Annotated in this window: 15 protein-coding genes; 11 read left to right on the plus strand and 4 right to left on the minus strand. The window is 72.5% G+C overall.

The window, feature by feature from the left end; all coding sequences use genetic code 11:
- Positions 1-84: 84 nt before the first annotated feature.
- The 4 genes from ACTOQ1_RS08270 (at position 85) to ACTOQ1_RS08285 (ending at position 4,600) form a co-directional block, all read left to right on the plus strand.
- Positions 85-831 (plus strand): RNA polymerase sigma factor, encoded by a 747-nt coding sequence (locus ACTOQ1_RS08270; protein WP_440065624.1) that lies wholly within the window; start codon positions 85-87, stop codon positions 829-831.
- A complete protein-coding gene (locus tag ACTOQ1_RS08275; protein WP_440065625.1) occupies positions 824-1,990 on the plus strand; it encodes a CU044_5270 family protein in 1,167 nt (388 codons plus the stop codon). The genes ACTOQ1_RS08270 and ACTOQ1_RS08275 overlap by 8 nt, the downstream gene beginning before the upstream one ends.
- A gap of 104 nt (positions 1,991-2,094) precedes the next feature.
- Complete coding sequence (locus ACTOQ1_RS08280) at positions 2,095-2,640, plus strand: hypothetical protein (RefSeq protein ID WP_440065626.1); 546 nt, start codon at positions 2,095-2,097, stop codon at positions 2,638-2,640.
- Between the two features lie 481 nt (positions 2,641-3,121).
- Positions 3,122-4,600 carry a PepSY domain-containing protein gene (locus ACTOQ1_RS08285; protein ID WP_440065628.1) on the plus strand — a complete coding sequence of 493 codons (1,479 nt, stop codon included), beginning with the start codon at positions 3,122-3,124 and terminating at the stop codon, positions 4,598-4,600.
- A 126-nt stretch (positions 4,601-4,726) separates the two neighbouring features.
- Here ACTOQ1_RS08285 and ACTOQ1_RS08290 read toward each other — a convergent pair whose 3' ends face one another.
- A complete protein-coding gene (locus ACTOQ1_RS08290) occupies positions 4,727-5,530 on the minus strand; it encodes a helix-turn-helix domain-containing protein (RefSeq protein ID WP_440065630.1) in 804 nt (267 codons plus the stop codon).
- 147 nt (positions 5,531-5,677) lie between these two features.
- Between ACTOQ1_RS08290 and ACTOQ1_RS08295 the strand changes: the two genes are divergently transcribed.
- Positions 5,678-5,956, plus strand: coding sequence for a type II toxin-antitoxin system Phd/YefM family antitoxin (locus ACTOQ1_RS08295; protein WP_362837472.1), 279 nt, complete (start codon positions 5,678-5,680; stop codon positions 5,954-5,956).
- Entirely contained in the window at positions 5,953-6,228 is a 276-nt protein-coding gene (locus ACTOQ1_RS08300; protein WP_440065631.1) for a type II toxin-antitoxin system RelE family toxin, read from the plus strand. The genes ACTOQ1_RS08295 and ACTOQ1_RS08300 overlap by 4 nt, the downstream gene beginning before the upstream one ends.
- A 13-nt stretch (positions 6,229-6,241) precedes the next feature.
- Here the strand turns inward: ACTOQ1_RS08300 and secA2 are convergent, their stop codons facing one another.
- Positions 6,242-8,443, minus strand: a complete 2,202-nt coding sequence (gene secA2, locus ACTOQ1_RS08305; RefSeq protein ID WP_440065982.1) for an accessory Sec system translocase SecA2 — start codon at positions 8,441-8,443, stop codon at positions 6,242-6,244.
- 208 nt (positions 8,444-8,651) lie between these two features.
- Between secA2 and ACTOQ1_RS08310 the strand changes: the two genes are divergently transcribed.
- Positions 8,652-9,803, plus strand: coding sequence for a lactate 2-monooxygenase (locus tag ACTOQ1_RS08310; protein ID WP_440065633.1), 1,152 nt, complete (start codon positions 8,652-8,654; stop codon positions 9,801-9,803).
- Positions 9,800-10,591, plus strand: a complete 792-nt coding sequence (locus ACTOQ1_RS08315) for a class II aldolase/adducin family protein (RefSeq protein ID WP_440065634.1) — start codon at positions 9,800-9,802, stop codon at positions 10,589-10,591. Before ACTOQ1_RS08310 ends, ACTOQ1_RS08315 begins: the two co-directional genes overlap by 4 nt.
- A 49-nt stretch (positions 10,592-10,640) precedes the next feature.
- Here ACTOQ1_RS08315 and ACTOQ1_RS08320 read toward each other — a convergent pair whose 3' ends face one another.
- A complete protein-coding gene (locus ACTOQ1_RS08320) occupies positions 10,641-11,579 on the minus strand; it encodes a DMT family transporter (protein WP_440065635.1) in 939 nt (312 codons plus the stop codon).
- Positions 11,580-11,967: 388 nt separating this feature from the next.
- On the opposite strand from ACTOQ1_RS08320, the gene ACTOQ1_RS08325 reads away from it, so the two are divergent.
- From ACTOQ1_RS08325 to ACTOQ1_RS08335, 3 genes are all read left to right on the plus strand, one after another.
- On the plus strand, positions 11,968-12,333 hold the full coding sequence (locus ACTOQ1_RS08325) for a VOC family protein (protein ID WP_440065637.1): 366 nt from the start codon (positions 11,968-11,970) through the stop codon (positions 12,331-12,333).
- Between the two features lie 391 nt (positions 12,334-12,724).
- Complete coding sequence (locus ACTOQ1_RS08330) at positions 12,725-14,386, plus strand: pentapeptide repeat-containing protein (protein WP_440065638.1); 1,662 nt, start codon at positions 12,725-12,727, stop codon at positions 14,384-14,386.
- Positions 14,387-14,559: 173 nt separating this feature from the next.
- A complete protein-coding gene (locus ACTOQ1_RS08335; protein ID WP_440065640.1) occupies positions 14,560-15,420 on the plus strand; it encodes a DMT family transporter in 861 nt (286 codons plus the stop codon).
- A 37-nt stretch (positions 15,421-15,457) separates the two neighbouring features.
- Here the strand turns inward: ACTOQ1_RS08335 and ACTOQ1_RS08340 are convergent, their stop codons facing one another.
- Positions 15,458-16,705 (minus strand): FAD-dependent oxidoreductase, encoded by a 1,248-nt coding sequence (locus ACTOQ1_RS08340; RefSeq protein ID WP_440065642.1) that lies wholly within the window; start codon positions 16,703-16,705, stop codon positions 15,458-15,460.
- Between the last annotated feature and the right edge of the window lie 30 nt (positions 16,706-16,735).

Genomic DNA, 16,735 nt, shown 5'->3' on the forward strand with positions numbered 1-16,735 from the left:
GCCGATCGCCTGGCGGATTTCGGGAACCGCGGGCACGCGGGAGGGCAACAACGGGTGTCCTGACCGAGAGCCGAGAGGCCGGATATGAGCGAAACGAGCCGGACCCGGACGGGGGCGGGCGGCATCCTCCCCGTCGATGAGGCGGAGGACCGTGACACCTCCCCCACCGGCGGGGCGGGGGACCACGACCTCCTCTCCACCGGCGGGGGAGGGGACCGCGACCTCTCTCCCACCGGTTCCCTCGTCGATGGGACGGAGGCCGACGACGCCTCCCTCATCGTGCGGTCGCGGCGGGAGCCGGAGGCGTTCGCCGCGGTCTTCCACCGGCACGCGCCGGAGATCAAGCGCTACGTCACCCGGCGGCTGGGAGCCGACGCGGCCGAGGACGTCGTGGCGGACACCTTCCTCGTGGCGTTCCGCGGCAGGGAGGGCTACGACCCGGCGCAGCCCAGCGCGCGCCCGTGGCTGTACGGCATCGCGACCAACCTGATCAGGCGGCACAAGCGCGTCGAGGTGCGTCGGCTGCGCGTTCTCGAACGGACCGGCGTCGACCCGGTGACCGCACCCTTCACCGAGCGCAGCGACGAGCGGCTGAGCGCCGGTGCCGCGCGAAGGAGGCTGGCCGCCGCCCTGGCGAGGCTGCCCGCGGGCCACCGGGACGTGCTGCTGCTGGTGACGTGGGGCGGCCTCACCTACCCGGAGGCCGCCCAGGCGATGGACATCCCGGTGGGCACGGTCCGCTCGCGCGTCAACCGGGCCAGGAGCAAGGTGCGCGAGGAACTCGGCGGGGTCGACCCCACGTCCGTCAACGAGGAGACCTTCCATGGATGAGATGACCCAGGTGAACCGGCTGCGCTCGGAAGTGCCCCGGCCTGGCCCGGCGGAGCTGCGCGCCGAGGAGCGGCGGCTGCTGTCGGAGATCGCCGCCCTCGGCGCGGCACCGGCCCGCCCCAAGACCCGCCGCCCGGGGAGGCTCCGGATGCCGGGGACCGCCGCCCCCGGCGGTCACGAGACCCGTCGCCCGGCGAGCCTCCGGAGGAACCTCCGGCTGAGCCTGGGAACGAGCCTGGTGGTGGGAACCGGGGCCGCGGTGGTCGTGGGAATCGGGTTCGTCGAGACCGGCCCGGTCTCCCGGCCGGAGACGGCCGTCCGGGTGGCGCCCGTGGCCATGTCGGCGGTCCTCCAGCGGGCCGCCGACACCGCGAGCGAGCGGGACGAGCTGGACCCGAAGCCCGGCCAGTTCCTCGCCTACGAGATACAGAGCATGTTCCCGGTCAAGCTGAAGGAGGGCGGGAAGGAGGTCCGCTTCTTCGACCGCGTGCTGTTCAAGGTGTGGTTGCCGGTCGAGGGCTCCCCCATGGAAGGGGGCGTCACGTCGAGCAGGCATCTGCGGCCGGAGCCGTTCCCCGGGGAACCGCTGCCCGCCGAGGCCGAACGGCGGGAGGGCGGCGGCGCGCCGCCGTCGCAGTTCACCGGCCACGACATCCGTGCCGAGCACCAGCGCACCGACTACGCCTACCTGAGCCGGTTGCCCACCGATCCCGCGAGGATGCGCGAGCACCTCTACCGGGGGCTGGCCCAGGACCCCCTGGCCGACTACAAGGCGTGGGGGAACGTCGGCTCGATGATCACGCAGGCGTACATGCCGTCCGCCCAGCGGGCCGCGCTGTTCCGGGCGGCCGGTACGATCCCCGGCGTCGAGACCGTCGACCGGGCCGAGGACGCGGCCGGGCGCGAGGGGGTCGCGGTGGCCATGGCCAACAAGCTCGGCGGGGTGCGGCACGAGTACATCTTCGACTCCACCACCTACCTGTACCTGGGCGAGCGCGTCGTCGCGACGGACGCCGCCAGGGCGGGAGCGCCGGAGGGCACCCTGCTGACCTCGACGGCGCAACTGAAGGTCGAGGTGGCCGACAGCGCGCCCGAGGTGGACGGCCCCGCGTCCGGCGACGCCGACCCCGCGACCGGCCCACAAGGAGCACGCGACTAGCACGAACCGTGCGATGGTGACGCACGGATCGAGTGGTATTAATCCACACTCTTATCAACAGTTCAAGGGCTGGCGAATTCACCATTCTCTGTCACCATTGCCCCATGCACGCCTTCCGTCTTGTTCGCGCCGCGGTGTTCGCGGTCGTGTGCGTGACGGCGTCACTGGCCATGCACGTGCTGGCCGGAGGCAGCCCGGTGGGACCGGGTGTGCTGGCCTGGGCGGTGCTGCCGACCGCGGCGGGCGCGTTCGCGCTCGCCCGGCGGCGGCGTGGTTTCGGCATGCTGCTGGCGGCGAGCTTCGCCGCGCAGTACGGCATGCACCTGTGGTTCACCTCCGGCGCGGTACCACCGTCGACCGGGCACGAGCACGGCGCCGGTGACCTGTCCACCGGCCTGTTCATGCTGCTGGTGCACGCCGTGACGGCGGTGCTGTCGGCACACTGGCTGGAGCGGGGGGAGTGCGGCCTGGCCACACTCCTGTTCCTGCTCTTCGCCTCGGTCCTCACCCTGCTGCGGTGGCGCGCGCCCGTCACCTGCCGCGTCGCGCCGCTCCCCGCCGCGCCCGTCGACCGGGTGCCACCGGTCACCCGGCTGCTCGCCGCCGCCGTCTCGCGCCGCGGGCCGCCCGCGCTCTCGTACGCCGTCTGACATCGGGCCGTCGCGCCCGGACGCCGTCGCGCCCTCGCCGGGCCCGCGTCTCCGGGCGCCGTACCCCTCCCGACCGCGGGTCGTCGCGCCGTCGCGCCCTTCCCGGTCGGTGAGCCCGAGTGCCGCCACACCGGTGTCCGCCGGCGACTGCCGGTTCCCGGTGGTAGCCGGCGGTACACGCCGACTTCCCGGTAGTGCCCGGCGGCACACGCCAACGCCAACGGGCCGCGAGCCCGGCTCCCACCACGCCTCCGGCAGGTGAGAGCCGGAATCCCGCCTGCCCTCCCGCGACGCCGAACCGAACCTCACACCGCGGTGCCGCGTACCCGACGGTGCGCGCGTTCCCTGCGAACGGAGAACCCTCCCCATGACGTCTGACGTCGATGTCCAGCCCGAGACCGGGCCGTCCGACCCCTCACCTGCTCCCGTGCCCCCCGTGCCCGCTGTGTCCCCGGGGTCCCCGGGGTCCCCGGGGTCCCCGGTGCCCTCCACCTGGGCGACGCTGCGCTCGCTCCTGCTCCGCCTGCACTTCTACGCCGGGATCCTCGTCGCGCCCTTCCTGCTGGTGGCGGCGACGACCGGCCTGCTGTACGCCGCCTCCTTCCAGTTGGAGAAGGTGGTCCACTCCCACGAGCTGACGGTCCCCGTACCGGCCGGGCAGCAGAAGCTGCCCCTGGCGCGGCAGGTCGCGGCCGCGACCGCCGCGCATCCCGGGGGAACGGTCGGAGCCGTGTGGACCTACGACGAGCCCGGCGCGACGACCCGGGTGCTGTTCAACGACCCCGGCCTCGCGGAGAGCGTCCGCACGGCGGTCTTCGTCGACCCGTACACCGCCCAGGTCCGCGGGTCGCTGGAGAGCTACGGCAGCTCGGGAGCGCTGCCCGTGCGGACCTGGATCTCCCAGCTCCACCGCCACCTGCACCTGGGCGAGCCGGGACGTGTCTACAGCGAGACGGCCGCCAGCTGGCTGTGGCTGGTCGGGCTCGGCGGCCTGGTGCTGTGGCTGACCCGCCGCCGCCGTGCGGGTCAGCGGCTGCGCCGCCTCGTCGCCCCCGAGCGCGGCGCCCGCGGCCGGCGCAAGACCCTCTCCTGGCACGGCTCGGTCGGCCTGTGGGCGCTGGTCGGCCTGCTCGTCCTGTCGGCCACCGGCCTGACCTGGTCGAAGTACGCGGGTGCCAACGTCGACGTGATCCAGAGAGCGATCGGCTGGGGCACCCCGTCCATGCCCGTCTCCGGCGGCCACGGTGACCACGGCGGCCACGCCGGAGGGGACGCGGGCGCCGTCCCGGCGGCCGACGCCGACCAGGTCGTCCGGGCGGCGGCGGGCAAGGGCCTGTCCGGTCCCCTGGAGATCGTCTGGCCGGCCGAGTCCGGCGACCCGTACGTCGTCAAGGAGACGGACCGCCTCTGGCCGCAGCGCAACGACCAGGTGGCGGTCGACGCCGCCAGCGGCCAGGCGGTCGCGGAGCTGCGCTTCGACGACTTCCCCATCGGGGCCAAGCTGACCCGGTGGGGCATCGACGGGCACATGGGAGTGCTGTTCGGCCTGGTCAACCAGGTCCTGCTGGGCGTGCTGGCCGTGGCCCTGATCTCGGTCATCGTGTGGGGCTACCGCATGTGGTGGCTGCGCCGCCCGACCCGCGGTTTCGGCGCCCCCTACGAGCGCGGCGGCCTGCGGCGGCTGCCCCTCGCGGTGGTCCTTCCCCTGGCGGCCGTGGCGGTCGCGGTGGGCGTGTTCCTTCCGCTGCTGGGCATCTCGCTGCTCGCCTTCCTCGTGGTCGACGTGGTCCTGGCCAGGGTCGCGGCGTCGCGCGCGGGGAAGCCGGAAAACGGCGAGGCCGGGGAGTCCGGGGAGTCCGGCACGTCGGACGAGCCCGGCGAGCCCGGCGAGGTCGGCAAGGCAGGCGAGTCGGACGATCCCGGCGAGCCGAGCAAGCCCGAGGCCGGGGTCTCCGGCTGAGACCCGCCGACGGCGACCGAAGACCTTCCAGACCCGGACCGGCCGGGAACGAGTGACCCCGGCCGGACCGGCCGGACCGGCCGAGACGGCGGGGGTGCGGCGTGGGGCGCACGCCGCACCCCCGGCTCAGTCGGGGTGGTGCTGGTGCTGCAGGTAGGCGGCGGTCTCCGGGTTCGCCGGGAAGTACGCCTCGATGGCCAGCTCGGCGACGGTGATGTCCAGCGGGGTGCCGAAGGTGGCCATGGTGCTGAAGAATGCCAGCTCCCGGTAACCGCGGCGGAGCCGGAGGGGGATCACGATGTCGCCGGGCCCCGGCCGGTCTATCTCCGGCTCGGGCTGGTCGCAGGGGTAGTCGTCGAGCTCCTGCCAGAGCGCCGCCAGCTCGGGGTCGGCGGTGAGACTCATCTGGCGGCGGAGCCGGTGCAGTAGGTGGGCCCGCCACTCGCCCAGGTTGATGATCCGCTGCGCCATGCCCTTGGGGTGCAGGCTCAGCCGCAGCACGTTGACCGGGGGGACCAGCAGCTCCGGCGCGACCCCGCGCAGCAGCAACCCGGTCGCGGCGTTGCGGTCGACGAGGTTCCAGCGCTGGTCGACGACGACCGCCGGGTACGGTTCGTGCCCGCTCAGCACCTGCCCCAGCGCCTCCCGCACCGACGCCATGTGCGGTGAGCTGAGCGGCGTCTCCGCGTAGAGCGGCGCGAACCCGCCGGACAGCAGCAGGTGGTTGCGCTCGCGCAGCGGGAGCTCCAGCTCCTCCGCGAGGTGCAGGATCATGTCCCTGCTCGGTTTGGACCGGCCCGTCTCCACGAAGCTCAGGTGCCGGGTGGAGATGTCGGCCTGGATCGCGAGGTCCATCTGGCTCATCCGCCGTCGTTCCCGCCACTGGCGCAGAAGCTCGCCTACCGGCCGGGACGCGCTGGTGGTGGTCACGTACGCCACGATAATCGGTGACGTTCGGCGAAACCATTACCACCCACGTAACGCGCGCCATGATGTCGGAGCTGAAGTGGGCGCTTGCGTTTCCCAGGAAATCCGAATCGCTGGCCACCGCGATCCATATTGGCTAGAATTATGTACATGACTGTTCTTCCTCTCGCGGACGCGCGAAACCGGCTCTCCGGCATTGTCGAGTCCGCGGTCACCACCCATGAGCGATTCGAGATCACTCGTAACGGCCTGCCCGCCGCTGTGCTGCTGGCCGCCGACGACTACGAGACGATGCGCGAGATGATCGAGATTCTCGCTTCGACGGAAACGGTGGCGGCCATCCGCGAAGGGCTCGCCGACCTGGAGTCGGGACGCGTCTCCTCCCTTGAGGAGGTGGAGGCCGAGCTCCGCCGGACCGGTCGTCTGTGAACAGGCGTTATGAACTCAGTTTCACCCGCCGCGCCAGGCAGGATCTCGCCGAGCGGCTGCCGGCGAAGGTCGTTCCGACGGTATGGGAGTTCATCACCGGTCCGCTCCTGGACAACCCTCACCGGGTGGGCAAGCCGCTCGACGAGCCTCTCGCCCCGCAGTGGTCAGCGCGCCGGGGCGACTACCGGGTGCTCTATCTGATCGACGACGACACGGTCGTGGTCCAAGTGATCACCATCCAGCATCGGTCGGACGCCTACCGGTCGCGGTGAGGGGTGATCCTGGTCAGCGGTGGCGGACCTTGGTGGCGAGGCGGTTGAGGATGCGGTCCCACTCGGTGCCGAAGGGGTTGTCCTGGACGAGGTAGGTCCAGGTGGCCGTGGGGCGCTTGAGGCCCGCGCCCTCCAGGTCGAGGCCCTCCTCGGTGACGGAGGCGGTCTCGAAGGTCTCGACCGAGCGTGACTCGATCTCGGCCAGCAGACGCTGGTACGCCGGGACGGCGTCCTTGTGGAACTCGTCGATCGGGTTGAGCCTGCCGAGGACCCGCAGGTGGATGCCCTCCCGCAGCTCCGCCAGGTACGCCAGGTGGTCCGCCCAGCCGCGGTCGAGGTGGAACAGCACGATCTGGCGGGCCGCCTCGTGCAGCACGTCCTCGCCGACGCTCTCCGCCAGCTCCGCCCACCGCTCGGGGGCCGCCGCGGCCAGCGCCTCGCCGGCCACCCTGCCGCGCAGGACCCGGTCGCGGCGCTCCAGCAGCTGGCCGCGCTGGCGCTCCAGCAGCCGGGTGTAGCGCCAGGTGTTGCGGTGGATCTCCATGTTGACGCCCTCGGCGACCCGCTGGGCGTGGCCCACGAGGGAGTGCTCGGGCACGCCCTTGGCGTACTCGTCGGCGACGTAGTGGGTGATCAGCTCGTCCTCGCCGCTGACGAGGAAGACCGAGCCGCCGGGGTCGCCCTGGCGGCCCGCGCGCCCGCGGAGCTGGTCGTCCAGGCGGCTGCTGGTGTGCCGGCCCGAGCCGATGACGTACAGGCCGCCGAGCTCGTCGACGCCCTCGCCGAGGCGGATGTCGGTGCCGCGCCCGGCCATCTGGGTGGAGACCGTGAGCGCGCCGCGCTCCCCGGCCCGGGAGATGATGGCCGCCTCCTCGGCGTCGTTCTTGGCGTTGAGGACCACGCACTCCAGCCCGCGCCCGCTCAGGGTGAGCGCCAGGCGCTCGGACTCGGCCACGTCCAGGGTGCCGATCAGGATCGGCCGGCCGGTGGCGTGCACCTCGACGATCTCCTCGACCAGCGCGAGGTCCTTCTCCATGCGGTACTCGAAAAGGCGGTCGGGCTCGTCGATCCGCACGTTCGGCCGGTTGGGCTGGATCACGGCGACCTTGAGGTCGTAGAACTCCCGCAGCTGGTCGCCGACCGCCACCGCGGTGCCGGTCATGCCGCACTTCTCCGGGTAACGGGTGATCAGCGCCTGGACGGTGATCGAGTCGAGGATCTCGCCGGTCTCCGACGGCGAGAGCGCCTCCTTGGCCTCCACCGCCGCCTGCAGCCCGTCCGGCCAGCGCTGCAGCAGCGCCACCCGGCCCCGGGAGGGGTTGATCAGGTGCACCTTGCCGTCGCGGACGATGTAGTCGACGTCCTTGGTGAGCAGGGCGTGCGCGTGCAGCGCGAGGTTGACGTCCGTCAGGGTGGCGGGGGTGTCGTAGAGGTCGATGCCGAGCGCCTGCTCGACGGTGTCGATGCCCTTGCTCGTCAGGTGGACGTTGCGCGCCTGGTCGTCGAGCTCGTAGTGGTAACCCTTGACCAGCTGCCTGACCAGCACGGCCATCTCCGGGACCGCGTCGCCGGGGTCGGCGGCGCCGGCCAGCACCAGCGGCACCCGGGCCTCGTCGACCAGCACGGAGTCGGCCTCGTCGATCAGCGCCACGGCCGGCGCGGGCACGATCAGGTCGTCCACGCCGGTGCTCAGCCGGTCGCGCAGCACGTCGAAGCCGATCTCGCTGACCGAGCCGTACGTCACGTCCGCCGCGTAGGCCGCCCGACGCTCGCCGGGCGTGGAGTTCTGGCCGATCCAGCCGCAGGAGACGCCGAGCGCGGCGTAGAGGGGGCCCATCCACTCGGCGTCACGCTGGGCCAGGTAGTCGTTGACCGAGATGACGTGGACGCGCTTGCCCTGCAGGGCGTATCCGGCGGCGGCCATCGCGCCGGACAGGGTCTTGCCCTCGCCGGTGGCCATCTCCGCGACGTTTCCCGACAGCATCGCCAGCATGCCGACCAGCTGCACGTCGTACGGCCGCAGGTCGAGCGCGCGGCGTGCGGCCTCGCGCATGATCGCGCAGAACTCGGGAAGGTCGTCGGCCGACGGCGTGGGCAGCTCGTCGAGCGCGCGGATCCGCTCCTCGCGGGTCCCGGCCTCCGCGACGACCTTCTCGAACTTCGAGAGGTCGATGGTGCCGGGGCGTTCGAGGAACCGCCTGAAGAGCTGGGTAATCGAGGCCACGTTCCCTCCAACGCCCGTCCCCGGGCTCGCGTTCCGTCTCTCCGCACATTGTGGTGCAAAGATCGGCCGTTCAGGATCGGGGTGCTCCCGCCAGATTTCCGAGGCACCGGTGACTTGTCACGCCATAGCGGGATAAGTCGGAGGCGATTTTAGCCAACAAGCCGTGGACATCCAGGATGATCACCACAAAGCTTGGAACATGGCCTTCTCCGATTACCAGTACGAGATCTACCTCAACGGCCTGGTCGGGACCCCGCCCCCGTACTCGACGTCCGTCGCCGAGCTGGAGCGGGTCGCGCGCGAGCGGCTCGACCCGGGACCGTACTGGTACGTCGCCGGTTCCGCGGGGACCGGCGCGACCGAGCGCGCCAACCGCGAGGCGTTCGACCGCCGGAGGATCGTGCCCAGGATGCTGCGCGACGTCCCGGTCAGGGATCTCGCCGTCGAGCTGTTCGGCAGGACCTATCCCGCGCCGCTCGCCCTCGCCCCGATAGGGGTGCAGTCGATCGTGCACCCGGACGGCGAGCTGGCCACCGCGAGGGCCGCCGCCTCGCTCGGCATTCCCACGGTGCTGAGCACCGCCTCGTCCCACACGCTGGAGGAGGTGGCCGAGGCCGACGGCCCCCGGTGGTACCAGCTCTACTGGCCGCACGACGACGAGGTCACGCTCAGCCTGCTCGACCGGGCCGCCAAGAACGGCTACGACACCCTGGTCGTCACCCTCGACACCTGGACCCTGGCCTGGCGCCCGCACGACCTCGACCACGCCTACCTGCCGTTCCTGCGCGGGACCGGCCTGGCGATCCCGCTGTCGGACCCGGTGTTCCGCGCCAGGCTGGCCCGCCCGGTCGAGGAGGACCTCGACGCGGCGATCATGCAGTGGGTGCCGATGTTCAACGGCCGCCCCCACACCTGGGACCAGCTGGCCCTGCTCCGCGACAACTGGGACGGGCCGATCGTCCTCAAGGGCGTCCAGCACGTGGACGACGCCCTGCGCGCCGCGGACGCGGGCATGGACGGCGTGGTCGTCTCCAACCACGGGGGCCGCCAGATCGACGGCGCCACGGCCTCGCTCGACGCGCTCCCCGCGATCGCGGCGGCCGTGGGCGACCGGATGACCGTGCTTTTCGACTCGGGCGTCCGCACCGGCTCCGACATCGTCAAGGCCCTCGCCCTCGGCGCGCGGGCCGTGCTCCTCGGCAGGCCGTACGTCTGGGGCCTGGCCGCGGGCGGCGAGGAGGGCGTGCGCCACGTGGTGCGCGGCCTGCTCGCCGAGCTCGATCTCACTCTCGGCCTGGCGGGCCACAGCCGCCCCGCCGATCTCGACCCTTCCGCCCTGGAGGCACTGTGAGCCTGTCCGACCTGCGGCCCGTTCCCGGTGACCAGCTCACCTTCCGGCTCCCGCGGAAGTTCGAGACCGTGGAGGAGGAACGCCGCCACCGCCGGGAACGCCTGGTCGCGGCGCTGCGGCTGTTCGGCCGGTTCGGCTTCGAGGAGGGGGTGGCCGGGCACATCACCGTCCGCGACCCCGAGCACACCGACCACTTCTGGGTGAACCCGTTCGGCATGTCGTTCAAGCACATCAAGGTCGGTGACCTGATCCTCGTCAACCACGAGGGCCAGGTGGTCGACGGCCGCCACCACGTCAACCAGGCCGCCTTCGCGATCCACTCGATGGTCCACCAGGCCAGGCCGGACGTGGTCGCCGCCGCGCACAGCCACTCGGTGCACGGCAAGGCGCTGTCGTCGCTCGGCACGCTCCTGGAACCGCTCACCCAGGACGCCTGCGCCTTCTACGAGGACCACGCCCTGTTCGACGACTACACCGGTGTCGTCCTGGAGACCGAGGAGGGCCGCCGCATCGCCCAGGCCCTCGGCTCCCACAAGGCGGTGATCCTGCGCAACCACGGGCTGCTGACGGTGGGCGACAGCGTGGACGCCGCCGCCTGGTGGTTCATCACGATGGAGCGTTCGTGCCAGGCCCAGCTCCTGGCCAAGGCCGCGGGGCCCACCGTCCAGATCACCCACGAGAACGCCAAGCTCACCCACGGCCAGATCGGCAACGACACGGTCGGCTGGATCAACTTCCAGCCCCTGTACGACCAGATCGTCGCCACCGAACCCGACCTGTTCGGCTGACGCCCCGCGCGGGCCCCGTACGGTTTCCCGTACGGGGCCCGCCCCCCGATCACACCGGGACGGGCGCCTGTCCTCTCTCCTTCAGGGCGAGCAGGGCGACCGCGCCGAGCAGCAGGACGCTCCCGCACGCCGTCGCCGGGGTGAGCCGCTCGCCGAGCAGCAGGATCCCCAGGATCGCCGCGCCGACCGGCTCCACCAGGGAGATCACGGCGGCCGTCGTGGCGCGTACCGCGGCGAGGCCGGTGAAGAAGAGCCCGTAGGCCAGGGCCGTCGGCACCGTACCGAGGTAGGCGACGACCGCCCAGGAGACGAGCGGGTCACCGGAGGGCAGCAGGCCCTGGGCCGACGCGACGGGGAGCAGGCAGAGCCCGCCGACGACGAAGCCGCCCGTCGCGGTGGCGTACGGCTCGTCGGTGGAGGCCCGGTTGAGCAGGGTCACACCCGCGTACCCGGCCGCCGACAGCAGGGCCCAGCCGACACCGGCCGCCGAGAAGGCCGCCCACCCGTCGCCGAGCGTCAGCACGGCCAGGCCGGTCAGGGCGATCGTGACCGCGCCCAGCCCGGTGGCGCCCAGGCGCTCGCCCAGCAGCAGCCGCCCGCCCGCGGCCACCAGGACGGGGGTGGCGCCTATCGTGACCACGGTGGCCACGGCCAGGCCCGATTCGGCGATCGCCGCGAAGTAGGCCGTCTGGTAGACGGCCATCGCCACGCCGGTGACCAAAACCCGCCCGAGCACCGAGCCCCGCCGGGCGAGGCGGGCCCGCCGGACGGTGGTGAGTGGTCCGGCGGGCCGGGGCCCGCCGAGGCCGAACAGGAGCCTGGCCAGCAGGAGCACGGCGGCTCCGGCGGCGAACCGCCAGAAGGAGACGGCGACGGGGCCGAGCCCGCCCGTCTGGTGGAGCAGCGCGCCGGCGGCGCCGCCGGTGCCCCAGGCGGTCGCCGCGATGGACACGTACAGCAGGCCCCGCCGTACGGAGACATGCGTCATGGAGATCTCTCCAGATGAGGTGGTCGTCGTCAGGTCGCACGTATGCGGACGGCAAGCACCCACCGGACCGCTCGGGTCCGGTCGTCAGGAGAGAGGGCCGCCCGCTAGGGGGCGGTCGGCGGGGCAACGATCAGGAACACGGAGTCACCCTAGCCAGGCTCTCCTCACGGCGGCCACCACTTATCCCGACCGCCAGCCGTTCCGGCCCGCGCTCCGGCGCCCGTGCCGGGAACCGCGCCGACGCCCCGTGCCCGTGCCCGCGCCCGTGCTCGTGCCGGTGCTTGTGCCCGAGCCGGTGCTTGTGCCTGTCCCGGTACCCGGGCTGGCCCCGCGAACTGTTCCGGCAAACGTGACAGCAGCTGACAGGTATGGGCGCGACGATCGCTCCATGACCACGACAGCACAGCTTCTCGCCGTGAACATCGACTGCGCCGAGCCCAAGCGGCTGGCCGAGTTCTACGCGGCCGTCCTCGGTTACGAGATCCAGTACGCGGAGGACACCTACGCCGGTATCGGCGACGGCACGATGAGCATCTACTTCCAGCAGAACCTCGACCGCAAGCCGGCCGCGTGGCCGGGGCCCGACAAGCAGTTCCACCTGGACGTCCGCGTGCCCGACCTGGAAGGGGCCATCCGGGACTACCTGGAGCTCGGAGCCACCCGGCCCGACTTCCAGCCCGGCGAGGGAAAGTGGGTCGTGCTCGCCGACCCCGAGGGGCACCTGTTCTGCGTCTGCCCGCCCAGCGGCCAGTGACCAGCGGCCAGTGACCAGCGGCCGGTGACCACCGGCCGGTGACCACCGGCCGTGCGGGCACCTTCGGGCCGGGTGGCCGTCCGGGCTCCGCCGGGCACGGGGAGACCGCCGGCCGTGTGGACACCCCGGACCCGGGCACCGTTCGCGTCCAGGCCCGGGGTGATCACCAGCCGTGCGGGTCCCGGGCAGGGTGACCCCGCCCGGAGCCCGCCCGGAGCACGCCCGGAGCCAGGGGGCGGGGGCAGGGCGTTCCTCCGGACGACTGGACGATCCGGGAGGGATGCGCTGGAGTTGCCTTCAGGACTCTCCCCTCCCCGGAGGGGACGGAGAGCCCGTTCTCCCTCGTCTGAGGCTCGTCCGAAGGCGGAGGTCCCCACCCCGAGGAGGATTGATGAGGCGGCATCCCCGGCGCGGGACGGTCGGCGTGATCTCACTCGTCGCGGCGGGGGCGGTGGCGACGGTCGCGCTGGTGGCGAGCCGGGCCGGGGCACCGGACCTGGCGGCCTACGTGCCCCTGCCCGGCCTGCTCGCCCTGGTGGCCGCGGTGCTCGCGGGGGTGGGCGCCGGGCTGACCCTGGCGCGTCCCCGGCGGGACGACCGCGCGGCACTGCGCGTCCTGTCCTGGTGGTGGGTCCTCGCCGGCGTCGTGCTCATCGTCGTGTCCATGTGGAGCGCCACGGCCGTCCTGCTGTTCCTCGCGGACACGGCGCCGGACGCGTCCAAGCGCGTCGAGATGCGCCTGGACGCGGTGAAGACCGGCCTGACCGTGGGCGCCGGGGCCGTGGGACTGGTGGCGCTCCTCCTGGGCGTGCGCCGCCAGTGGCTCGGGGAGCGTACGCAGGCCTACCAGGAGTACGACGCCGGCGAGCGGCGCGTGACCGAGCTCTACACCAAGGCGGCCGACCAACTCGGGCACGACAAGGCCGCCGTGCGCCTGGCCGGCCTGTACGCCCTGGAACGCGTCGCGCAGGACAATCCCGAACACCGCCAGACGGTCGTCGACGTGATCTGCGCCTATCTCCGGATGCCGCCTCCCCCGGCCGCGCCGGGGGAGGCGGAGCCCGCCGACCGGGAGGAGACCATCGACCCGCAGGAACTCCAGGTGCGCGCCACGGCCCAGGTGATCCTCAGGAACCACCTGCGCTGGAGCGCGTCCGAGCCGGTCAGGCCCGCCACGTTCTGGCCGGACATCGACGTCGACCTCACGGGCGCGTGGCTCGTGAAGCTGGGGTTCGTCGACTGCCGGATGCGCCGGGCCGGGTTCGGCGGAGCCAGGTTCGAGGGGTTCGCCCGCTTCGACAGGGCCGTCTTCGGGGGCGTGGCGGTGTTCGGGGGAGCGGTCTTCAGCGGCAGGGCGGCCTGGGGGGAGGCCAACTACAAGGCGGGCTTCGAGGGCGCGGTGTTCAAGGACGAGAGCGTGTTCCGGCAGGCGGTGTTCGCCCTCCGGGCGGATTTCAGGGGGGTCACGTTCGAGCGGGAGGCGTTCTTCAACCGGGCCGTCTTCAGGGACAGGGCTCTCTTCCGCGGGACCACCTTCGAGGGGACCGTGCTCTTCGGCGACGCCGTGTTCGAGGACGAGGCGGTCTTCCGCCAGGCCACTTTCGCGGGAGGGACGTCCTTCGGCGAGACCGTCTTCACGACCGCGCCCGCCTTCTGGGAGGCGACGGTACGGGAGGCTCCCGCCGGCCGGCGATCCTGGCCCGCCGGTTGGCGGGAGGCCGCCCGCGACGACGGCTCCGGCACGGCGCATCTGGTCCGGGAGGCCAGCGAGAACCAGGAGAAACGCGAGAACCCCGACGACTCCCGGCCCGGCGATGACGGCCTCGGCACCGCGCATCTCGTCCTTGAGGACTCCGAGATCCTTGAGGACCCCGAGGACCCCGAGGACCCCGAGGACCCCGAGGACTCCGAGGATTCCGAGGACTCCGAGGGCCGTGCGGACTCCCGGCCCGGCGAGCCCGCCGCCGCCCGGACCGGTGACGGCGGTCGGGGTGCCGATCGGATCCGGACCGATGGCCAGGATGCCGGTCATGTCCGGAATGCCGGTTCGTGAGGGTGTTTCCCGCCGGAGGGAGCGTCGATCTCGTCGGCACCGGCCGGACGACGCCTCGCCGCATCTCGTACAGGCAGAAGAAGGGCCCTACCCGTTCGCCGTGCGCCTTAAGCTTGCGGGATGACCCGTGAATCGCTTCTTTCCGGATGCCCCGTCCGTTATGTGAGGTGGCGATGACCTGGGTCGGGATATCGATCGCCCTGGTCGGCGCGCTGGGATACGCCCTGGGAGCCGCGCTCCAGCAGTTCGAGGCGGTCTCCGAGGGCGCGTCGCTGAAGCTGATGAAGCGGCCCCGCTGGTGGATCGGCGGCGTCATCGGTTTCACCGGGGCGTCCCTGCACGCCGTCGCCCTCAGCTTCGCGCCGCTGATCGCGGTGCAGCCGATCAGCGTGGCGACACTGGTGTTCGCGGTGCCGCTGGCGGCGATGCTGCACGGCAGGCGCCCGCACCGGGCGGAGATCGTCGGGTCGGCCGCGGTGGCCGTCGGGCTGCTCGGGCTGTTGCTGCTGGTCCCCGCGCACCCCGTGAAACCCCACATGACGAACCAGGAGGCGCTGGGCTTCCTCGGCTGCGTCGGGCTGGTCGTGCTGGTGACCCATCTGCTGGCCAGGAAGATGACCGGCTCGGCCCACGCGCTCGCGTTGTCGGTCGGCGCGGGGGCGGTGACGGCCAGCGTCTCCACCTTCGTCCGGGTGGTGGGCGGCAACTTCGACGGGGACCTGAGCACGCTGCTCAACTGGTTCACGGTGGCCATCCCCGTGCTGCTCGTCTGCGCGGTCGTGTTGCTGCAGAAGACCTACGAGGTGGGTTACTTCGGTATCTCCTACGCCGCGGTCCAGATCGTCGACCCGATCACCTCGATCCTCGCGGGCGCGCTCCTGCTCGACGAGGCGGTGCCCAGCGGCTGGCTGAACGTGATCCCCGCTCTCGGCGCCGCCGCGCTGCTCGTCTGGGGGACGATCACCTTGGGGCGGCTCTCCCCCGACCAGGGGGTTCCCGCCACGGTGCGCGAGAAGGCGGGCGTCGCGCGGTAGTCGCGAAACGATGCGGGGTCAGCCGGATCAGGCGGGGTCAGGCGGAGGGCGGTGTCCAGCCGAACACCTCGTCCATCGCGCCGTTCACGCTCGACGGGGCGAGCCGCCAGCTGAGCGCCATCATCGTGTCGCGCAGCCGTACGGCCAGCGGGCCGCGCATCCGGGTGACACGGCAGATCGCCGCGGACCGGGCCACGATCCTGGACGTACGCTCCAGCCGCGCGGCGGTGTAGCCGGCCAGCACGTCGTTCCCGCCGTTCCCGCCGTTCCCGTCGGCCGGTCCGCCGCTTCCGGCCGGTGACACGGCGCTTCCGCCGTCCGCGCCGGTGCCGCCGGTGAACCTCCCGCCATCGCCGACCACGTGGGCCAGCACCACCGCGTCCTCGATCGCCTGGCAGGCGCCCTGACCCATGTTGGGGGTCATGGCGTGCGCGGCGTCGCCCAGCAGGGCGACCCTGCCCCGGTGCATGGCGGGCAGCGGGGTGGCGAGGTAGTGGACGTCGTTCCTCAGGACCTTCTCCGGCGAGGCCGCTGCGAGCAGCTCCGGGATCGGGGAGTGCCAGTCTCCGAACAGCCGGCGCAGCTCGGCCAGCTGGTCACCGCCACCGCCACCGACACCGCCGCCCGCCGGGACGGTGTCGGTGGCGTAGCAGTAGGAGGTGCCCCCGGCCAGTGGCATGACGCCGAAGACCTTGCCCCGCCCCCAGCTCTCGTACGCCTGACCGGGGACGCCCTCGGCGGGGATGAGCACCCGCCAGCTGGTGACGCCCGCGTAGCGGGGGGCGGGGTGGCCGGGGAACAGCGCCGACCTGACGGGAGAGTGGATGCCGTCGGCCGCCACCACCAGGTCCGCCTCCGCCGGCCCGTCGGGGAGGGTCACCAGACCGCTCTCCGGGTCGACCTCCGAGACCTCGGTGTTCAGCCGGAGCGTGCCGGGTTCGAGGTGGGAGGAGAGCACGTCGACCAGGTCCGCGCGGCGCAGCAGCACCACGGAGTCGCCGCCGTTGCGCGCCGAGGCGGCCTCCACGCTGGTCCTCATCAGCCACCTGCCGTCGGAGCGCCGGACGCCGCCGGCGCCCTGGACGGCCGACAGCTTGCGGATCTCGTCACCGGCCCCGATCGTGTCGAGCGCCTTGAGCGCGTTGGCGGCGACGGCCAGCCCCGAGCCGACCGGCTCCAAGGACGCCGCCCGCTCGAACACCGTCACGTCCCAGCCCCGCCGCTGGAGCGCCACCGCCGCCGTCAACCCGCCGATGCCCGCTCCGATGACCACCGCACGTGCCATGACCTTCTCCTTTACTACGGATGTAGTGGA

This window comes from Streptosporangium sp. OZ121, from assembly GCF_051918885.1.
In the GTDB taxonomy this organism is placed as follows: Bacteria; Actinomycetota; Actinomycetes; order Streptosporangiales; family Streptosporangiaceae; genus Streptosporangium.

Coding starts and splice junctions, on each gene's coding strand:
- ACTOQ1_RS08270 (WP_440065624.1), top strand. CDS start 85: ATGAGCGAAACGAGCCGGACCCGGACGGGGGCGGGCGGCATCCTCCCC.
- ACTOQ1_RS08275 (WP_440065625.1), top strand. CDS start 824: ATGGATGAGATGACCCAGGTGAACCGGCTGCGCTCGGAAGTGCCCCGG.
- ACTOQ1_RS08280 (WP_440065626.1), top strand. CDS start 2,095: ATGCACGCCTTCCGTCTTGTTCGCGCCGCGGTGTTCGCGGTCGTGTGC.
- ACTOQ1_RS08295 (WP_362837472.1), top strand. CDS start 5,678: ATGACTGTTCTTCCTCTCGCGGACGCGCGAAACCGGCTCTCCGGCATT.
- ACTOQ1_RS08310 (WP_440065633.1), top strand. CDS start 8,652: ATGGCCTTCTCCGATTACCAGTACGAGATCTACCTCAACGGCCTGGTC.
- ACTOQ1_RS08320 (WP_440065635.1), bottom strand. CDS start 11,579: ATGACGCATGTCTCCGTACGGCGGGGCCTGCTGTACGTGTCCATCGCG.
- ACTOQ1_RS08325 (WP_440065637.1), top strand. CDS start 11,968: ATGACCACGACAGCACAGCTTCTCGCCGTGAACATCGACTGCGCCGAG.
- ACTOQ1_RS08330 (WP_440065638.1), top strand. CDS start 12,725: ATGAGGCGGCATCCCCGGCGCGGGACGGTCGGCGTGATCTCACTCGTC.
- ACTOQ1_RS08335 (WP_440065640.1), top strand. CDS start 14,560: ATGACCTGGGTCGGGATATCGATCGCCCTGGTCGGCGCGCTGGGATAC.
- ACTOQ1_RS08340 (WP_440065642.1), bottom strand. CDS start 16,705: ATGGCACGTGCGGTGGTCATCGGAGCGGGCATCGGCGGGTTGACGGCG.